Origin of the sequence: Nonomuraea sp. CA-143628 (assembly GCF_050942315.1) — a bacterium.
Taxonomy (GTDB): domain Bacteria; phylum Actinomycetota; class Actinomycetes; order Streptosporangiales; family Streptosporangiaceae; genus Nonomuraea.
In genome coordinates this window covers 3,349,263-3,367,217 of sequence record NZ_CP192072.1, presented here as the reverse complement: position 1 = coordinate 3,367,217, position 17,955 = coordinate 3,349,263, and the positions used below count along the sequence as shown (strand labels likewise).

Annotated in this window: 17 protein-coding genes; 8 read left to right on the top strand and 9 right to left on the bottom strand. The window is 67.3% G+C overall.

The features are described 5' to 3' along the window. Window positions 1–4: 4 nt before the first annotated feature. Window positions 5–1,165: an acyl-CoA dehydrogenase family protein gene (locus ACQP2T_RS15740; protein WP_433516872.1), complete on the bottom strand. Its 1,161-nt coding sequence runs from the start codon at window positions 1,163–1,165 to the stop codon at window positions 5–7. A gap of 220 nt (window positions 1,166–1,385) precedes the next feature. On the opposite strand from ACQP2T_RS15740, the gene ACQP2T_RS15735 reads away from it, so the two are divergent. Both ACQP2T_RS15735 and ACQP2T_RS15730 read left to right on the top strand, forming a co-directional pair. Continuing rightward, window positions 1,386–2,585 carry an NAD(P)/FAD-dependent oxidoreductase gene (locus ACQP2T_RS15735; RefSeq protein WP_433516871.1) on the top strand — a complete coding sequence of 400 codons (1,200 nt, stop codon included), beginning with the start codon at window positions 1,386–1,388 and terminating at the stop codon, window positions 2,583–2,585. An 18-nt stretch (window positions 2,586–2,603) separates the two neighbouring features. Continuing rightward, complete coding sequence (locus ACQP2T_RS15730; protein WP_433516870.1) at window positions 2,604–3,557, top strand: sigma-70 family RNA polymerase sigma factor; 954 nt, start codon at window positions 2,604–2,606, stop codon at window positions 3,555–3,557. Window positions 3,558–3,731: 174 nt separating this feature from the next. Here ACQP2T_RS15730 and ACQP2T_RS15725 read toward each other — a convergent pair whose 3' ends face one another. The 3 genes from ACQP2T_RS15725 to ACQP2T_RS15715 form a co-directional block, all read right to left on the bottom strand. Continuing rightward, window positions 3,732–4,943, bottom strand: coding sequence for a cytochrome P450 (locus ACQP2T_RS15725; RefSeq protein WP_433516869.1), 1,212 nt, complete (start codon window positions 4,941–4,943; stop codon window positions 3,732–3,734). A gap of 255 nt (window positions 4,944–5,198) precedes the next feature. Next, on the bottom strand, window positions 5,199–6,695 hold the full coding sequence (locus tag ACQP2T_RS15720) for a PAS domain-containing protein (RefSeq protein WP_433516868.1): 1,497 nt from the start codon (window positions 6,693–6,695) through the stop codon (window positions 5,199–5,201). A 67-nt stretch (window positions 6,696–6,762) separates the two neighbouring features. Then, window positions 6,763–7,401, bottom strand: coding sequence for a response regulator transcription factor (locus ACQP2T_RS15715; protein ID WP_433516867.1), 639 nt, complete (start codon window positions 7,399–7,401; stop codon window positions 6,763–6,765). A 175-nt stretch (window positions 7,402–7,576) separates the two neighbouring features. On the opposite strand from ACQP2T_RS15715, the gene ACQP2T_RS15710 reads away from it, so the two are divergent. Continuing rightward, complete coding sequence (locus tag ACQP2T_RS15710) at window positions 7,577–7,960, top strand: hypothetical protein (protein ID WP_433516866.1); 384 nt, start codon at window positions 7,577–7,579, stop codon at window positions 7,958–7,960. A gap of 4 nt (window positions 7,961–7,964) precedes the next feature. Here the strand turns inward: ACQP2T_RS15710 and ACQP2T_RS15705 are convergent, their stop codons facing one another. Both ACQP2T_RS15705 and ACQP2T_RS15700 read right to left on the bottom strand, forming a co-directional pair. Further along, entirely contained in the window at window positions 7,965–8,636 is a 672-nt protein-coding gene (locus ACQP2T_RS15705; protein ID WP_433516865.1) for a DedA family protein, read from the bottom strand. Window positions 8,637–8,783: 147 nt separating this feature from the next. Further along, window positions 8,784–9,413 (bottom strand): TetR/AcrR family transcriptional regulator, encoded by a 630-nt coding sequence (locus ACQP2T_RS15700; RefSeq protein ID WP_433516864.1) that lies wholly within the window; start codon window positions 9,411–9,413, stop codon window positions 8,784–8,786. A gap of 107 nt (window positions 9,414–9,520) precedes the next feature. On the opposite strand from ACQP2T_RS15700, the gene ACQP2T_RS15695 reads away from it, so the two are divergent. From ACQP2T_RS15695 to ACQP2T_RS15680, 4 genes are read left to right on the top strand one after another with little or no spacing between them, the layout of a single operon-like run. Continuing rightward, a complete protein-coding gene (locus ACQP2T_RS15695; RefSeq protein WP_433516863.1) occupies window positions 9,521–9,718 on the top strand; it encodes a ferredoxin in 198 nt (65 codons plus the stop codon). Continuing rightward, a complete protein-coding gene (locus tag ACQP2T_RS15690) occupies window positions 9,715–10,908 on the top strand; it encodes an NAD(P)/FAD-dependent oxidoreductase (protein ID WP_433516862.1) in 1,194 nt (397 codons plus the stop codon). Before ACQP2T_RS15695 ends, ACQP2T_RS15690 begins: the two co-directional genes overlap by 4 nt. A gap of 38 nt (window positions 10,909–10,946) precedes the next feature. Continuing rightward, complete coding sequence (locus ACQP2T_RS15685; protein WP_433516861.1) at window positions 10,947–12,143, top strand: cytochrome P450; 1,197 nt, start codon at window positions 10,947–10,949, stop codon at window positions 12,141–12,143. 4 nt (window positions 12,144–12,147) lie between these two features. Further along, the gene (locus ACQP2T_RS15680; RefSeq protein WP_433516860.1) at window positions 12,148–13,632 is read left to right on the top strand and encodes an MFS transporter; all 1,485 of its coding nucleotides are present in this window, start codon (window positions 12,148–12,150) and stop codon (window positions 13,630–13,632) included. Window positions 13,633–14,332: 700 nt separating this feature from the next. Here ACQP2T_RS15680 and ACQP2T_RS15675 read toward each other — a convergent pair. Further along, window positions 14,333–15,001 (bottom strand): DUF6879 family protein, encoded by a 669-nt coding sequence (locus ACQP2T_RS15675; RefSeq protein ID WP_433516859.1) that lies wholly within the window; start codon window positions 14,999–15,001, stop codon window positions 14,333–14,335. A gap of 836 nt (window positions 15,002–15,837) precedes the next feature. Between ACQP2T_RS15675 and ACQP2T_RS15670 the strand changes: the two genes are divergently transcribed. Next, window positions 15,838–16,449, top strand: a complete 612-nt coding sequence (locus tag ACQP2T_RS15670; RefSeq protein WP_433516858.1) for a hypothetical protein — start codon at window positions 15,838–15,840, stop codon at window positions 16,447–16,449. A gap of 644 nt (window positions 16,450–17,093) precedes the next feature. Here the strand turns inward: ACQP2T_RS15670 and ACQP2T_RS15665 are convergent. Both ACQP2T_RS15665 and ACQP2T_RS15660 read right to left on the bottom strand, forming a co-directional pair. Beyond that, window positions 17,094–17,516, bottom strand: a complete 423-nt coding sequence (locus ACQP2T_RS15665) for a 2'-5' RNA ligase family protein (RefSeq protein WP_433516857.1) — start codon at window positions 17,514–17,516, stop codon at window positions 17,094–17,096. Next, window positions 17,517–17,741: a hypothetical protein gene (locus ACQP2T_RS15660; protein ID WP_433516856.1), complete on the bottom strand. Its 225-nt coding sequence runs from the start codon at window positions 17,739–17,741 to the stop codon at window positions 17,517–17,519. Window positions 17,742–17,955: the final 214 nt, after the last annotated feature.

Here is a 17,955-nt window from a genome sequence, read left to right as displayed (position 1 = left end):
TTCCTTAGAGATAGCCGGGAAAGGGCGGTACGCCCATGAGGACCGCGCCGGCGCCGTCGTACATGCCTTCCTGGAGGAAGGCGTGCTGCGGGACCACCGAGGCGTCGCGCAGGTAGCGCTGCATCGGGCTGCCGTCGGCGATGGCCGGGATGCCGCTCAGTTGATAGGCCGTACGCACGACCTCGAAGGAGGTCCTGGCCAGGTGGGCGGAGGCCAGGCGTAGCAGGCTGGCCTGGTTCGCGGTCGCCGGGTCGCCGGCCAGCACAGTTTCGTACACCTCGTGGGTGATCTCGTAGAAGAAGGCGCGCGCGGATCGCAGGTCGGCCTCCGCCCTGCCGACCGAGATGCGGTAGGTGGCGCGATCGGCCGGTTTCGGGGCGCCCGTGTAGCCGCCGCGGCCGCCGTTGCGGATGACGTGGTCGAGGGCGGCGCGGGCGACGCCGAGGCCGACGACCGCGAGCACCTGGGAGGCGTACGGGACGGTCGGGTAGCGGTACAACGGCTCGTCCACGGTCGGTTGGCCCCCGCGCACGAACGTCCACTCAGGAGGGACGACCACGCCGTCCACCTTGAGGTCGTGGCTGCCGGTGCCGCGCAGTCCGATGACGTCCCAATTGTCGACGATCTCCACTTGTCCGGGGCGCAGCAGGGCCGTCAGGGGACGACCGGCCTGCTGCTCGCCCGCGGTGATGCCCACGCCGAGGACGTCGGCGCCCATGCACCCGCTGGCGAACTTCCAGCGGCCTGAGACCTGATATCCGCCCTCGACGATGGGGGCGGGCTGCACCGGGAACAGACCGCCCGCGAAGACGACGTCCGGCCCGTCGGCGTACAGCTCGGCCTGCGTCTCCAGGGGCAGCGCGGCCAGGTAGACCAGCGCGGACCCGAAGCTGGCGACCCACCCCGCCGAGCCGTCGATCATCGAGATCCGCTCGATACGGGTGAGGAAATCGGCCGGGGGCAGCGCGTCGCCGCCGAAGCGCCTGGGGGTGCTCGCCCGATAAATTCCCGCGCGCTTGAACTCGGCGATGATGTCGCCAGGAACGTGGCGTTTCTCATCGAATTCCGCCCGCCGTTCGGCCACTTTGACCAGGACCTCTGCAAAGGCGAGTTCTTTCGCCGAAGGTGGACCGGCAGAGGCCGGGGAATCCGACGTCCGCGCCATGATGATTTCTCCCTCGCATTGTCGGCCGGCAGGTCTTCCGCAGTGATCTCACGCTATGCGCGCCGAGATCGGCCGACAATTGGGAATTGGTTGGACGCCCTAGGGGATTTCCTTAGTCCACGCGCGGGGTGCGAGAGTGACCCACATCACCATCAAGTCCTGTCAGGAATCGCGGCGTCGTCTCGCTCAAGGGGCACAAGCGAACCGACAGGAGCAGCACATGAAGCACCGCATCGTCATCCTCGGCGCCGGCTATGCCGGCGTCTACGTGGCCGGGAACCTGGCCCGCCGGTTGTCCCCGGCGGACATCGAGATCACCGTGCTCAACGCCGCACCGGACTTCGTCGAGCGGCTGCGGCTGCACCAGTTGGCGGCCGGCCAGGAGATCGAGGCTCGGAAGCTCGCCGATGTCTTCGCGGGGACGGGGATACGGCTGCGCGTGGCCCGTGTCACCGCCGTCGACCCCGAACGTCAGGTCGTCACCGTGGCCGACGCCGACGGCGGCGGCGAGCTCGGCTACGACACGCTTGTCTACGCTCTCGGCAGCCACGTCGCCGACAGCGGCGTTCCCGGCATGGCCGAGCACGCCTTCGACGTCGCCGGCCGACCCTCGGCGCTGCGCCTGCGCGAGCGCCTGGACGACCTGGGCAGGCGGGGCGAACGTGGGAGTGTGCTGGTCGTCGGCGACGGGTTGACCGGCATCGAGACCGCCACCGAGATCGCCGAATCCCGGCCCGGCCTGTCGGTGGCGCTGGTCGCCCGCGGCGAGCTGGGCGCCCGGCTCTCCGCCGGAGCCCGCGGCCATCTGCGCCGTGCCTGCGATCGGCTGGGCATCACCGTCGTGGAGCACACCAGCGTCGAAGCCGTCGAAGCGACTCGGGTGCTGTGTGCCGACGACACCGCCCTGGCCTCCGACGCGACCGTGTGGACGGCCGGGTTCGCGGTCGGCCCCATCGCCGCCGCCAGTGGGCTGGAGGTCACCGAGAACGGTCAGATCATCGTCGATCGCAACATGCGGTCGGTCTCGCACCCGAACGTCTACGCCGCCGGCGACAGCGCGTACGCCATCGGCGACAACGGCCGGCCGCTGCCGATGTCCTGCGCTTCGGCCGGCTTCACCAGCATGCAAGCGATCGCCACGATCCTTGCGCAACTGACCGGCCGCGAGGTCCCCCACACCAATCTGGTCTACCTGGGCAACCACATCAGCCTTGGGCGGCGGGACGGGATTCTGCAGGCCGTCGACGACGAAGGGGTGGCGAGGCCGAAGTATGTGGGCGGCCGGAAGGCCGCGCGGATCAAGGCGGGCATCCTCAAGGTCTCGTTGTGGGCCAACTCGCACCCGACCTTCGGCCTGCCCAAGCGCAAGCGCCGCTTGGCCGCCGCACCGGACGCGTCCGCCGAGAAGGCGTTCGCGTAGCCGCCTAGGGTGGTCCGCGTGGACAGCGCCGCCACTGACCGCTTCGACACCGGTCGGTTCGAGGCCAACCGGAACCGGCTGGCCTCACTGGCGTACCGGCTGCTGGGCTCCGCCGCCGACGCCGAAGACGCCGTGCAGGACGCGTTCCTGCACTGGCAGGCCGCCGACCGGCAGCGGATCAAGGTGCCGGAAGCATGGCTGACCAAGGTCGTCACCAACCTGTGCCTGGACCGGCTCCGCTCGGCCCAAGCCCGCCGCGAACGCGCCGTCGGCGCCTGGCTGCCCGAACCGCTCCTCGACGGCGACCCGATGCTCGGCCCGGCCGACACTTTCGAGCAGCGCGAATCGGTCTCCCTGGCCGTGCTGACGCTCATGGAGCGCCTGACACCCCTCGAGCGGGCCGTCTACCTCCTGCGCGAAGCGTTCTCCTACAGCCACGCCGAGCTCGCCGAGATCCTCGACATCACCGAGTCCGCGAGCCAGCAGCATCTCCACCGGGGCCGGCGCCGCGTCACCGCCGCGCGCCGCCGCGGCGGTGAAGTCGACCCGGCATCCGCCCGCAGGATCGTCGAGGAGTTCCTCGCCGCCGCCTCCTTGGGCCGCACCGAACGGCTGGTGGCGCTGCTCACCGACGACGCGACCGCGATCTCCGACGGCGCCGGCCTGACCGAGACGCTGCTGCGGTACGACACTCCGCAACGCATCGCCGCCGTCGTACGGGCCGGATTCAAACCCACGCCCGCGAAACGGCGGCTCGCCGGCGGCACGCCCGCCATCCACTACGCGCTCGTCAACGGCGCCCCCGCCATCCTCTTCGTGGTCGGCGACCAGGTCGTCGGCGCCGTGGCGTTCGACATCGCCAACGGCAAGATCGCGACCGTGCGCGGCATCGCCGCCCCCAGCCGCCTCGCCCGCCTCGCCGAAGCCTGGCGGCGGCACGAACCGGAAACGCCGCTCGTCACCCAGTGGTGACCCGACGCCGACCAGGCGTCGGCGCGGTAGGCCTCCCACCGGTGGTGGGAGGCGTCGCAGGACAGCGGCCCCCTGCGGTCGAGGGCCATGCCGCAATTCGCCGGCTCGGGCACTGGTGGCCACAGACAACGCCGCCAGCGCTCGGGCTGGTGGCGTTGTCGCGCGAAGATCTCGTTACCAGGTGACCGGGAGCTCGTGGACGCCGTAGATCACGGCGTCCCTCTTGAACGGCAGGTCCGCGACCCCTGCGGCGAACCGCAGGGTGGGGATGCGGCGGAACAGCGTGTCGAAGACGATCTGCAGTTCCATCCGGGCCAGGTTCTGGCCAAGGCACTGGTGTGGGCCGAACCCGAAGGCTATGTGGTGACGGGCCCCGCGCTCGACATCCAGTTCGGCCGGATTCTCGAACGCCGCCGGATCCCAGTTGGCCGACAGGCCCGAGACGATGACGCCCTCGCCGGCCTTGATGCTCACCCCGCCGATCTCCACGTCTTCGGTGGCCAGCCGGGAGGTGACCGCGTCGGCGATGGTGAAGTAGCGCAGCAGTTCCTCCACGGCCATGGGCGTCTTGTCCGGGTCGTTCGTGATCAGAGCCAGTTGCTCCGGATGGGTGAGCAGCCCGACCACGCCGAGCGAGATCATGTTCGCCGTGGTCTCGTGTCCGGCGGTCAGCAGCAGGAAGGCCAGGCTCACCAGGCCCGCGTGGTCGCCGGTGCCCTCCTGGCGCTGCCGGGTGATCTGTCGGCCGAACAGATCGTCGCCGGGTTCGGACTCCTTGCGGGTGACCAGGTCGTCGATGTAGGCGCGCAGTTCGGCGAAGGCTCGCCGGCGTTCTTCCACCGATCCCCGGCGCACCAACGCGGTGGTGCGGCTTTGGAAGAAGTCGTGGTCGGTGTAGGGGACGCCGAGCAGTTCGCAGATCACCAGCGAGGGCACCGGCAGGGACAGCGCCTGCACCAGGTCGACCGGGTGCTGGTCGGCGGCGAGCATGCCGTCGATGAAGTGGTCGACGATCTCCTGGATCCGCGGACGTAGCGCGGCCAGGCGCTTCAAAGTGAACTCGCCGATCACCGAGCGGCGGGCCGCGGAGTGCTCCGCGCCGTCCATGCCGAGCATCAACGGCGGCTGGCTGCGGAGCTGCCGCAGGGTCGCCGCGTCGAGGGTGAAGAGCGGCCAGCCATCCTTGCGCTTGTCGGAGGAGAAGCGGGGGTCGGCGAGGATGGCACGGGCCTCCTCATGCTCGGACACCCACCACGCCTCGCCGCCGCTGGTCATGCGGATCTTGCTGACCGGCGCCCGCTCGCGCAGTTGCTCGTAGGCGACGGGCGGGGCGAACGGGCAGCCACGCTCGACCGGCAACTCCAGGCCGGCAACGCTCTTCGTCATGAAAGACCTCCCACAGGCCGTGATGTGTTCTGCGCTCCTCGGCCATGTCCAGCTCGGGGAGCCAGAGGCCGACATGCGCCTCCTTGCGGCGCTTCCTGCGCTCCAGGCACAAGACGCCGGCCCTCACCGCTGTGTGACACCCATTGGTCGGTGGCGTTGGTCACATGACCGCGGGACTTCCGCTTGACGTGACCGACGAGGCCGCCGCCTTCGAGAGCGTGAAGCGGGCCAAGAAGCACTTCGGCCGACCGGACGTCATCGTCGCAGCGGCGGCACTTCGTCGAGCAGCGGCAGCCGAAGGGCGAACACCGCGCCCTGGGGCGTGTTCTCCATCGCGTGGACGGTGCCGCCGTGACGTGTGACGATGCGGCGGCTGAGGGCGAGACCGATGCCGTTGCCGTCCCGCTTCGAGGTGAACGCGCCGTCGAAGATCCGGCCGTGGGGGAAGGCCGCCAACCCCTGTCCCCGGTCGCGTACCTCGATCTCGCCGAACGCGTCGTCACGGCGGGTCGCGATCGTCACCACGCGCCGCTCCGCGGGCCAGCGCGCCATTTCGTCGATCGCATTGAAGGCGAGGTTCATCACGACCTGCCCGATAAGGACTTTCTCGCAGCGCACAACAAGCGGTTCCACCGCCGCCTCCCATTCCAGCGCGACCGCGCTCTGCTGGGCCCGTACGTCGATGAGATGAGCGCAGTCGGCGACGATCTCGTTCAGGTCGGCGAGTTGTTCCGAATGTTCGAGGCCGACGACGTACCGGCGCAGGCTGGCCATGATCTGCGCCGCCCGGTCGATCTGCGCGGTCGCGTTGTCCAGCCCCCAGTCCAGCGACGCGGCGTCGACGCCGTCTCCGGCGAGTCGGCCGCGCACGCCCGCCACGAAGTTGTGCGCGGCGGCGATCGGCTGGCTGACCTCGTGGGCGATGGCCATCGCCATGTCGCCCATGGCGTTGAAGCGGGCGAGGTGGTTGAGATGTTGCGCGTCCCGGCGGTGTTCCTCCTCCGCGCGGACCTGGTCGGTGATGTCGTGGAAGAGCAGCAGGCACCCGCGTAGGTCGCCCTCGATGTCGATGTACTGGCACCGGGCCGAGAGCCAGCGCTCCTCGCCGTTCGTCGCGCGCAACCGGTAACGGCCGTCCCTCGGCGCCCCGCCCCGCGGTGTCGTGGCCAGCACCTCGCGCAGTCTCGTGACCGACTCACGGTCGCAGAACCGGGTGAAATCGTCCCCGGCGAGCCGCCCGGCGTCGACCCGCAGCAGGGAACCCGCCGATTCGCTGGCGAACAGCACCCGCGCGTCGTCGTCGAGCACCACGATGCCCTCGTCCAGATTGCGGAGGAACGTCTGCAACCGCCCCTCCGTACGGGACAGATCCAGGCGCGTGGCCTTCTCCTCCGCGATGTCACGGAACTGCACCATCACCACAGGGCCGGACTCGAGGTCCACGCGGATGGCGACGGCCTCAGTGAGAATGTCCTCGCCCGCCTTGGACCGATAGCTCCACTCGATGGTGGCGGTGCCATGGTCGGCGGCGCGCTGCAACCACGCGACGCCGATCTCGCGGGCGTACTGGCGGGCGTTGGAGCTCATGTCGGGCGCCTTCAAGGGCTTCAGCTCGTCGAGAGTGAAGCCGAGGACGTCGCAGGCGGCCGGGTTGGCCCAGATGATCTCCTTGGTCGCCGCGTCATGTACGAGGACGCAGTAGCGCAGCGCCTGAAAGAGCCGGCCCAGGTCGGCCAGCGTGAGGTCGGCCATACGGTTCCCTCCGGCTCAGCTCGCATTTTCTCCGGCTTTTCTCCGGCGCAGATCGTATTTCTCCGGCTCAGCTCGCAGACAGGCGCAGGCCGTATCGCAGCACGTCCGCGACCAGGGCGCCCAGGGTCTGCGCCTCGGTCTTCTCGCGGATGTGCGCCCGATGCACGTCCACCGTCTTCACGCTGATGCCCAGGCGCCCGGCGATGTTCTTGCTGGGCACCCCCTCCACGACCAGCCGCAGAATCTCCAGCTCGCGCGGGGTGAGCACGGCGAGCCGAGCCTCCAGCACGCGCTGCCCGGCGCGCTCGGCGTGCAACTCCCGCGCCTTGTGCAGGGCGTTTTGTACCACCTCCAGCATGTGCTGGGGATCGTACGGCTTCTCCAGGAAGTCAACGGCACCCTGCTGCATGGCCCGTACGGACATACGAACATCACCATGAGCCGACACGAACACAACCGGAAGCAACGAACCCATCCGGTTGAGGATCTCCTGCACCTGGAAACCGCCCGTATGTGGCATACGGACGTCCAGGACGAGGCAGGCGGGCCGTTCCGGATCGATCGCCGACAGGAAGGACGCGGCCTCGGTGAAGCACTCGGCATTGATGTGCACCGACCCCAGCAACCAGGCCAGCGAGGAGCACAACTGCTCGTCGTCATCCAGGATGTAGACCACTTCGCCGGGCTCGTTCCGTCGCGTGCTCACGCTCACGTCATCGGCTCCCACATCGCCGGGGCGGTCCACTACTCGCCAGCCACCAGCAGCGTAACGAGCCATGCGCCTTGAGCCACCGGACCGTCCCGCTCAGTGGAACCTGACGGCATCAGGCGAGGGCTGCGGGCAGGTCGAGCATGGGGTTGCGCTCGAAAAACCTCGCACCATGCTGCCCCTGGATGCGACCATGGCCTTCTCCCGCCACCGCCCTCCCGCCACCGCCAGGAGCGCCATGCCGGTCCGCAGTACGTCCGTCGCCATCCGCACCCTCGACGGCCTGCGTCTCGCCGCGACGCTGGTAACGCCAGGCGAATCAGCCGAATCCGCGGTCGTCCTGGTCCACGGAGGCGGAGTGACCCGTGAGGAGGGCGGGTTCTTCACCCGGTTGGCGGCCGGGCTGGTCACCGCCACCTGCGCCTTGGTGGAAATCGAGGGCTCGCAGCACGGCTTCGCCGTCCACGACGACCCTCAGTACCTAAACCCCCAGAGCCGAATCTGGCAGACGTCGGTCATCGAGACCGTCGTCAGTTGGCTGCGGGCCGGCGATTAGCTCTTCATGGTCGAGCCCCGTGCGCCGGCTCGCGATCTGGATCCGGGCCGTGGGGCGACGTGTCCGTTGTAATCGTGTTCGCCCTGCGGCGCTTACGGATCACGAAGACCGCGACGAGTGCGAGCAGCACACCGACGATGATGAGAACCAGGCCGCTGGCGTCCTTCAGCCCTGCGGCGACTCCGATGCCGATCAGCAGAGGCATTGCCGCTGAGCAGGCCGCGCCTGCCACCATCGGGGGCAGGAGTGTGCGGTAGGGCATGCGCGCCGCGCCGGCGACGGCGGGCACCATGCTTTGCACGAGTCCGATCGGTATGAGCCGGCCGACGAACACGGCCCAGGGGCCGTGCTTGCGGAGCAGGGCCGTGGCCTTGTCCCAGCCCTTGGCGCCGCGCTTCTTGACGAGTCTGGTCTCGCGCAGTGCCGGACCCACCCGGCGGCCGAGCTCGAACCCGATCACGTTGCCCGCGACCGCGCCGGCCGTGACCACTGCCCACAGCATCAGGAACTCAGGTACTGAGTCGACGGTGGCCGAGGCGATCATCAGCGCCGCCTGACCCGGGAGGAAGAACCCGATGCCGATGACGGACTCACCGAGAGCGATCACTCCCGCGCCCGCGATGAGTGCGGGCTCCGGCAACGACTGCCACCAATCCAACACATTGGACAACGCCACGTGCGGCACCTCTCAGACGGATAGCGCGGTAACTTAACTGGCAGCATGCTGTCAGTTACAGTGGGGCGCATCAGGGTTCACCTTGAGATCAACCCTGATGTTGACTATCGGTCGTCGGCGCTTTGACAGGAAGTGGTGGCCGGGGCGTCAGAGCACCCAGTTGCCCGTTCGTGGCGTCTTGACCACAGGCGCGGCCGCAGGCTGGACGCTTGCCGTGGCCGGCGACAACCCGTCCAGAAGGAAGCCGAGGTAACGGCGCCAGCCCTCGGTCTTGGGGTCCATGGTCCAGAGCACGCTGGTGAGCATGGCCATGATCCTGGGCAGGTCCTCCGGGACGAGGTCGGCGCGCAGGAGCCGGGCCTGCTGGGCCCGTCGTACGAGCAGGGTGAGCGCCTCGAAGAACGTCGCGGACAGGTCGGGAGTGAGAGAGCCTGCGTTCTTCGCGGCGGACAGGGTGCTCATCTCACGAGCCACCATGTCGAGGGCGGTTTCGATCAACGTGGTCAGACCGTGCCGCGGGTTCTCATCGTCGAGCGCGCGTTCGATGGCCGGCGTCAGGTGCTCGGCCACGCTCTGATCGAGAACCGCCCTGACCAGGTCACCCTTGTGTGGAAAGTGCCGGTACAGCGTCCTGATGCCCACCCCCGCGCGGCGCGCGATCTCCTCGAGCGACACGTCCGGGCCGTCGTCGGCGAAGGCCGCGTGCGCGGCACGCACGATGCGTTCGAGATTGCGTACGGCATCGGCCCTCAAGGGCCGCTCAGCTTCGGTGACCACCACCAGAGCCTATCAACTGGCACCATGCTGCCATTTGTGTGCTAGCTTCGCCCTGAAGATGAAATGGCAGGCAGCTGCCGGTTAGCAACGGGTGAGGAGGAGATCCGATGAAGGTGAGCGTTGACGCCGACAAGTGCGTTGCCGCTGGTCAGTGCGTACTGCTCGCGCCGAAGGTGTTCGACCAGCGGGAAGAGGACGGCATCGTGGTGTTGCTGGACGAGAGCCCCGGAGCAGTGCTGCACGACGCGGTCCGGCAGTCGGCCATGGTGTGCCCGGCCACGGCGATCCACCTGGCGGAGTCATGAACGCCGCCCCGAATCGGGTCGTGATCGTCGGGGCGGCGGCCGGTGGGCTGGCGGCGACGGAGGCGTTGCGCGGGGCCGGATTCGGGGGCGTGATCACGCTGGTCGGTGACGAGCCGCGGCCTCCTTATGATCGGCCGCCGTTGTCCAAGCAGTTGCTGGCCGGGCAGTGGGCGCCGGACCGGCTCGCCCTGCGCGCGGAGACCGACATCGACGCGCTGGGCCTGGAGCTACGGCTGGGTGTCGCGGCGACCGCGGTGGACACCGGTCGACGGGTGGTGACCCTCGCCGATGGCGCCCGCCTGTCCTACGACGCGCTGATCGTGGCGACCGGCGTCCGTGCCCGCCGCCTGCCCGGCACCGACGGTCTCGCCGGGGTGCACACGCTGCGTACCCTGCCGGACGCGTTGGCGCTGAAGGAACGGCTGCGGCCCGGGCGGCATCTGGTGATCGTCGGCGCGGGGTTCGTGGGCGCCGAGGTCGCCGCCACCGCGCGCGGTCTCGGGGTACGGGTGACGTTGCTGGAGTCGGGTCCTGTGCCGCTGGCGTTGGCCGTCGGCCAGGAAGCCGGCCGGCTCATGACGCGCCTTCACGTCGAGCACGGCGTGACGGTCCGCACCCAAGTCTCGGTGACCGGCGTGATCGGCACCGGTGGCGGACCAAGGGTGGAGGTGCGGTTGGCTGATGGCACGGTGGTGGCGGCTGATGACGTACTGGTGGCCATCGGTTCCGTGCCGAACACCGAGTGGCTGGCCGGCAGCGGCCTGTCCGTCCACAACGGACTCGTGTGTGACGAGTACAGTTCCGCCGCCGACGGCGTGTACGGGGTCGGTGACGTGGCCCGCTGGCACAACCCGCTGTTCGGTACGCACATGCGCGTCGAGCACCGCACCAACGCCGCCGAGCAGGGCATGGCCGTCGCCCGCAACCTGCTCGGCGAACCCCGGCCGTTCGCCCCGGTGCCGTACTTCTGGTCCGACCAGTACGGCACCAAGTTCCAGGCCTACGGCCACCTCCGCGACCACGACGAGGCGCTCGTACTCGACAGCGACCATCTCCTCGTCGCCTATCGCAAGGCCGATCGCCTCGTCGGCGTCCTCGCCGCCAGCATGTCCCCCAAGGTCCTGCGCGCCTGGCGCGCCCTCATCGCGGCCCGCGCCCCGTGGACCACCGCCCTCACCACCGCCGCCTGACAGACCCTCACCACCCCCGCCCGACGGAAGGGATTTCCATGACCACCACCGACCTGCCGATCTTCCCCGGCGAACGCGAGGCCCGCTGCCCGTTCAACCCGCCCGCCGAGTACGCGCGATGGCGGGAGGAGGGCCTGCGTCAGGTGAACTGGAACGGCCACACGGTGTGGGCCGTGAGCCGGTACGAGGACATCAAGACCGCCATGTCCCACCCGGCCATCAGCGCCGAAGTCCTCGGCGTGCTGCAGGGCCACGGAAAACAGGACGGCCCGAACGCGCCGGAGACCTTCCCCCGCATGGACGACCCGGAGCACGCCCGGCTGCGTCGCATGCTCACCAAGGACTTCACCGTCAAGCGGGTCAACGCGATGCGCCCGGACATCGAGGCGATGGCGAACGAGTTCATCGACAAGATGGTCGCGAACGGGCAGCCCGGCGACCTGGTCCAGGACTACGCGCTGCCGATCCCCTCTCTGGTGATCTCCCTGCTGCTCGGGGTTCCGTACGCCGACCACGGCTTCTTCCAAACGATCACCGGCAAGCTGATGAACATGAACACCCCACCGGAGGTGAAGGCCAACGCCTCCAGGGAGTTCTTCGGGTACATGATGGAACTGGTCGCCCGCAAGGAGAAAGACCCCGGCGACGACCTGATGAGCCGGGTCATCCGCGAACATGTCCAGACCGGCGAACTACGGCGGGAGACCGCGGCGATGAACGGGGTCATCCTGCTCAACGCCGGCCACGAGACCACCGCCAACATGATCGCCCTCGGCACCGTGGCCCTGCTGGAGAACCCCGAGGCCGCCGCCAGGATCCGCGACACCGACGACCCGGCCGTGCTCGCCAACGCCGTCGAGGAACTCCTGCGCTACCTCACGATCGTGCACAACCTGATCGTCCGCATCGCCAAGGAAGACGCCGAGATCGGCGGCACGCTCGTCAGGGCCGGCGAAGGGCTGATCATGAACCTGTCCGCCGGGAACTGGGACCCCGCCTTCACCGCCGAGCCCGAGACGCTGGACCTCGACCGGCCCGCACGCGGGCACCTGGCGTTCGGGTACGGCGTACACCAGTGCATCGGCCAGTCCCTCGCCCGCGCCGAACTCCAGATCGCGCTGCCCACACTGCTGCGCCGGCTTCCAGGGCTGCGGCTCGCGAAGCCGATCGAGGACATCCGGTTCAGGAACGACATGAGCATCTACGGCGTCCACGAACTGCCCGTCACCTGGTGACGTGATGCGTGGCGACTCAACATTCCACAAGCCGGATGTGTCGCTCTCCCGGGCTGCCCGGCACGCCCGGAACGCCCGGAACGCCCGGAACGCCCGGAACGCGAAGCCCGCGCTCGTCTTCGGCTTCCTGGCGCTGGCCGGGGTGGTGTTCGCGATGCTGCAGTCGCTCGTCGCCCCGGCCCTGCCGACCATCGCCGCCGACCTGAGGGCCTCGACCGCGGACATCAGCTGGCTCGTGACCGCCTACCTGCTCGCCGCCGCCATCGCGACCCCGATCGCGGGCCGCCTCGGCGACATGTTCGGCCGCCGCCGGGTGCTGCTCGTCGTCCTCGGCGTGCTCGCCACCGGGGCCCTGGTCGCCGCTCTGGCCGACAACCTCGCCTTCGTGGTGATCGGCCGCGTCCTGCAAGGGGCCGGGGGTGCGATCCTGCCGCTGGCGTTCGGCATCGTCCGTGACGAGCTGCCGCGCGAGCGGGTCGGGGTCGCGGTCGGCCTGCTGTCCGCACTGCTCGGAGCGGGCGGCGGCCTCGGCGCGGTACTGGCAGGACCGATCGTGTCGACCCTGTCCTGGCACTGGCTGTTCTGGATCCCCTTGATCATGATCGCCCTCGCCGCCGCGGGCATCGCGTTCGGCGTACCGGAATCTCCGGTACGCGCACCCGGCCGGGTGGACGTAACCGGCGCGCTCCTGCTCTCGGCCGGCCTGGTCTGCCTGCTCCTCGCACTCACCAAGGGCGGCAACTGGGGCTGGACCAGCACCACCACACTCGGCCTGTTCGCCGGGGCGGCCGTCACACTCTCCGCCTGGGTGGTGGTCGAGTTTCGCGCCCGCGCGCCGCTGGTCGACATGCGCATGATCACCAGCCGGGGCGTCTGGACCACCCTCATCACCGGCATCGCCTTCGGAATCGCCACGTTCGGCTCGTTCCTGCTCGTGCCCCTCCTGCTCCAACTCCCCGCCACGACCGGCTACGGCCTCGGCAAGTCCGTCAGCGAAGCCGGCCTGTACCTGCTACCCGCGACCGTGGCGATGGTCGTCTTCGCGCCCCTGTCCGGCGCGCTGGACCGCCACTTCGGCGCCAAACTCCCGCTGATCCTGGGCATCGTCATGGCCGCGGCCTCCTTCGCCCTACTCGCCACCGCACATCACGCGACCTGGCACATCCTGAGCGCGGTGACTCTGATGGGCATCGGACTCGGCCTGGCCTCCGCCGCCATGACCAACGCCATCCTCGCCACCGTCCCGCCGTCTCAGACCAGTGTTGCGACCAGCCTCAACACCCTCGCCCGCACGATCGGCGGCAGCATCGGCACCGCCGTACTCGCCGCGATCCTCTCAGCGACCACCACCGCCCAGCGCTTGCCCACGGAGGCCGGGTTCATCGCCAGCTTTTGGATCTGTGCCGGCGTGCTCGTCGTCGCCGTCCTGGCCGCCCTCCTGCTCCCCACCGGACGACGCCACCGGGCCGGTCAGCCCGCCGGCGAATGATCAGGTGGTGCGGTTCTGGCCGTTTGGTCGGCGCGCCGATGAACAGGACGGTGCGGGCTACCGGCGAGTGGGGGCCATCGTGATCACTCCGCTCGACGCTGGCGTGTTCTTCAGCCCGGGCCATGTCCCAGGTCGGCAGGTCAACGGGGAACTGCGCCTGCGGACATGAGAAAACCCGGCCCGCAAGGAGCCGGGTGGTATGTGCTTTCAGCATAGCAGGCGCGGCTATTTCAAGATCATGATGTATGGCCGAGAATCGCGAAGGGCCTTCGCATGTTCCGGCAGGCTCAGCCGGCGGCTTCGGTGATGTCGGCGCGTCCAGCCAGGCGTAATGCGCCGATGGCCAGGTTGTGCAGAGAGGCTATGACGCCGGACACAGGAGGTCTGTGCGGCCCTCGAACAGGTAATCTGGCAAAGAGCCAGAATATCCTGGCTTTTTGCCAGTAATCTCGTGCGCCCCCGTCGTCACCCAGAACGTCACCCATCATCGCTCCATCCGGGCGAGCCGCACATCCCTCAGCCGGACGAGTAGCTCGCGGGCAAGTGCGAACTCGCGGTCGGGGTCACTCAGCAGGACAATCGCGTTTCTTTCGTATGGCACCAGGGGCGGTAGACAGGGCAAGAACAGATCAGCGCGCACTCCGTACGGGATGCTTTCGCCAACGGTTGCGACTATGGCGTGGCGTCGGAGATGCGGGCATTAGGCGATCGCCTCGGGGATGCATGCCTTGCATGTCGGCGGCGCGTTGGTGAAGCCGTCGCGCTCGTGGCCGCCGCCTTCGGACGACAGGAGCCATGAGATCCATCCCGTGTCCGGGTCCACCGCTGAGCGCGTGCACACCTGGCACAGCCGCTTGGCCATGCAGCGCCACTGCCTCCGCGTGTTCACCGTATTGAAGTCCGGCCGTCCCGACCGCTTGGAGTTCTGCCGAAGGCGCAACACCCCATAGGCCCAGTCCCCCGCTCTCGGCGCGTCGTAGCTCAGCTTCAGCCCGCCTGTGCTGCCGTCTTGCTGCCACTTCAGGAAGGCCGGGTCGGTCGCGTCGTAGGTGTCGCGCATCTCCAGATGCACGGCGGAACGCTCGGCATTCTCCAGCATCCGCTCGAAGCTCGGCAGGCCGGGGCCCTGCTTGTTCCGCTCGTAGGTGCCGCTGACGGCTTCCATCACGATGGGAGCCATCCGCTGCGGATGCCAGACCACCGACTCGTCAGCAGCGATCGGCGAATCCCGGGCGATGCGCTCCAGGACGGCCGGATCAGTGACAGTCCGGCCCTGGAAGTACATGTCACCGGTCTCCGGATCGACGAACACAGCCGGGCACTCGTTCTTCGGGGAGTCGGGATCCATGCCGACAAAGTCCAGTGCCACGTCATGCTCCCTCGGCTGAGATGGCAGTGCTCGCCTGCACTCCGTGAGCATGAACGTACTCATCGTTGCCGTCAAGCGCTACCAGAACGAAGCACCCTCCGAGGCGAACCCCGGTAGGACGTACAGAGCTGGTCGTCGGCAAACCCATGCGCCAATGGCCCCGGGGCAGTCCGGCTTCCAGCCGCGCCCGCTGTGCGGTAGTCAGCTTCTTCCGCGAGACAGGCCTCCGTGATCTCAGCGCCTGGATGCCGCCCTGCTGCCATGCGGCGCGCCAGGACGGACCGCTCACTGACCCGTAAGTCCAGCGACTCCTCGCCCTCGAACCGCTCGGCCGTCTCAGCCGCAACCATTCACGTCGCTTCTGCTTGGCAGGGCGTATCCGCTCCTCTGCCCGTACCTCATCTCCCCTGCATACACCAGAGAAATCAGGCGGTCACGACTCTATAGCTCTACGAATTCAATCTGTGCAATGAACATTTACGGACACCCCATAACGAGCGTCCATAGAGTCTCAATTCTGGACGATATACAAGATCTCGCATCATCGCACCCCCAACATGCACGGATACGAGCAGTCCCGGAAGCGTATCTCCATAGCGGGCAAATGTGATCTGCATCACATTTAGCCGATCCGCGTGATATCGTCACTACATCATATAAGGCCGCATGTCATGCCTTTACGCGGATCAAATAAGCACGGGCCCGCACAGCGAGCTGCGCCGTACGCAAAGTTAGCATTGACGGGACGATCATGGATGAGTTGTACTCTTTGTTGAGATCGAGTCGGTTCGGGAGGCAATGTGTCTAATCGTCCGTTTCGCAATGCATTAAAAGGCATGGGCATGCTGATCGCTACCGCAGCCCTGGGGCTCGCAACCGCCCTCCCCGTCAGCGCAGATCCAGTAACCGAAGGCGTGGAACAGGCGCCGTTCAAGAATCCGGACGGTGGATTCTGCGTGCTTCATCTGGTCGAAAAGAGTAAAAGCCGCGTGAAGCCGCCCACGAAGCCAGTCTGCTACGATACCGCTACCGAAGCACTCAAAGACGCGAGCGGCGGCGCAATCACGGACGCCCCCGCCGACGGCAAGGGGATTGGTTCGCCAGAGTTCGTTGCAAAGATCAAAGCGCACAACGATTCAGTACCGCGTATTCGTGCCACGGGCGCTAGCGCCGATTACATTATCGGTTCCGTCTTCCAGCTAGAGTGGTACGAAGGAGAGTCGCTCTACATATCGGGTCCAAGCACATGTCCGGACGGCGACGTATATTACGACACCGACTTCACCGGTACGTGGTGGGACAATCGCACCTCATCTGCACAATCGTACTACAGTTGCTATGGACTCCTCTGGCAGTTCGTATACTCAGGAAGTTACGAGCATGTTGTAGGCAACGCACCAACGTTGGGTGCCTTCGACAACAAAACCACGTCCGTCGAGTTCTACTAAAAAACACACTCTGGGCCTGTGCCTAGGCGACATCGGCACAGGCCCTCCACAAGGAACATCAATGCAGAATAAATTACACACCACTCGTCCGGGCGCTACAGTGAAGCTATTCCTTCTGAGCGCCTTCATTACGTCATCCGTAGCCGCCTGCGGAGGGTCAACGATTCATGCCGCGGCAGCTGACGCAGGACCTACTCCAATAAAGCAAACGACATCAGTCGCGGCCAACAAGCGATACTCTGAAGTACGTTGTTATAGTACCGCCGACCCTGAAGGCCACTTTTCCGAAATCATGTATGCCACCAAACGAGGTGAAACACCGCAGCGGACTACAGCCAAGCGAGCCAAGGAGTCATGCGCCACTCTCTTTCGCGAAGGGCGGCTTGTAAAAGGCTCAGCAAAGACCTACCCGTCCGCGCGAACCACCGAAGCGAAAGTCCCCAAGCTTTTTGTCTGCACAATGGATACCGCCCGTTTCGCGGTTTTCCCATCTAAGCCGTGCAAAGCCCTAGGGCTTAAGAACGCGTAGGCTTCAGTAGCTCCGGGCATGCTCATCGCGGCGTCTTTAGCATGCCCACGAATAGCATCTACGCATTTCTGACGCCATTTCAAGCACTAAGAATCAAACTGACCAACTATTCTCTCTATCGAGCCCCGAGAGGCACCGTCGTGCGGGTGGTCCAGCGATAGAGCCACTCGGGATCAAGAACCCGGTTCTGCACGATCAGCGCAACCTGCTCAACGTCCACACTGACCGGCGCGGCTTCGACCGCGCCCAAGGCGTCGATGTACGTCCGGGCCAGTCCTGGTGTGTTGATGTAGGTCAGGCTGACGTGCGGGCGAAAGCCCTTGGCTTGCTCTGCTGCCGTGGGCGCATTCCCCAGCACCTCGGCGATGCCGCTCCTGACCTCTCCCCACATCTGATGCAGCGGCTCTGCGGGAGTCGGAGTCAGCACAACTCCCTCACCGAGCAAGGCCGGCCGGTGGAAGGTCAGCTCAACGCGGGCCAGCTCGCCCAGACGGACCCGTACGGCCTCGGCAATCTGATCAAGCTGCTCCTCGGACACCTAGTCGACGAACCCGACCGCTTGCACGGTGAGATGTAGCCATCGCGCGGGTACTGGGTTGTGCTCCTCGATCCTTGCGAGGGCCGCCTGGTAGCGCTCGGCGAGCTGATGCAGTTGTGGCGCGTGCTCGAAGGTCAGGTGCCAGGTGTAGACCAGGCGCCCCGGTCGCCACCCTTCCCGAGGCCACCAGTGCGAGCGCACCTCGTCGGTGTCATGCATGCTCATTGAACCGCCTCAGATCTGTGAGGGAACGTCGGGAGCTTGCTCGTCCTGCTCGAGGTCGTACTCGTCGACGATCGTGACGCGGTCGGCCGGCCAGATGGGTTCCGACACCTCCAGGACGGTCTTGTCCTCGGCACCCGTGCATGACCTGGCTGCCCTCCGGCAGGCCGAGCGTGGCGGCCTTCTCGAGGTGGCGCTGCGGGCGATCCACTGGTCT

What these genes read in the sequence shown, in the direction of transcription:
- ACQP2T_RS15740 (WP_433516872.1), bottom strand. Translation starts at nt 1,165, where the DNA reads ATGGCGCGGACGTCGGATTCCCCGGCCTCTGCCGGTCCACCTTCGGCG.
- ACQP2T_RS15735 (WP_433516871.1), top strand. Translation starts at nt 1,386, where the DNA reads ATGAAGCACCGCATCGTCATCCTCGGCGCCGGCTATGCCGGCGTCTAC.
- ACQP2T_RS15725 (WP_433516869.1), bottom strand. Translation starts at nt 4,943, where the DNA reads ATGACGAAGAGCGTTGCCGGCCTGGAGTTGCCGGTCGAGCGTGGCTGC.
- ACQP2T_RS15720 (WP_433516868.1), bottom strand. Translation starts at nt 6,695, where the DNA reads ATGGCCGACCTCACGCTGGCCGACCTGGGCCGGCTCTTTCAGGCGCTG.
- ACQP2T_RS15710 (WP_433516866.1), top strand. Translation starts at nt 7,577, where the DNA reads ATGCTGCCCCTGGATGCGACCATGGCCTTCTCCCGCCACCGCCCTCCC.
- ACQP2T_RS15695 (WP_433516863.1), top strand. Translation starts at nt 9,521, where the DNA reads ATGAAGGTGAGCGTTGACGCCGACAAGTGCGTTGCCGCTGGTCAGTGC.
- ACQP2T_RS15690 (WP_433516862.1), top strand. Translation starts at nt 9,715, where the DNA reads ATGAACGCCGCCCCGAATCGGGTCGTGATCGTCGGGGCGGCGGCCGGT.
- ACQP2T_RS15685 (WP_433516861.1), top strand. Translation starts at nt 10,947, where the DNA reads ATGACCACCACCGACCTGCCGATCTTCCCCGGCGAACGCGAGGCCCGC.
- ACQP2T_RS15680 (WP_433516860.1), top strand. Translation starts at nt 12,148, where the DNA reads ATGCGTGGCGACTCAACATTCCACAAGCCGGATGTGTCGCTCTCCCGG.
- ACQP2T_RS15670 (WP_433516858.1), top strand. Translation starts at nt 15,838, where the DNA reads ATGGGCATGCTGATCGCTACCGCAGCCCTGGGGCTCGCAACCGCCCTC.
- ACQP2T_RS15660 (WP_433516856.1), bottom strand. Translation starts at nt 17,741, where the DNA reads ATGAGCATGCATGACACCGACGAGGTGCGCTCGCACTGGTGGCCTCGG.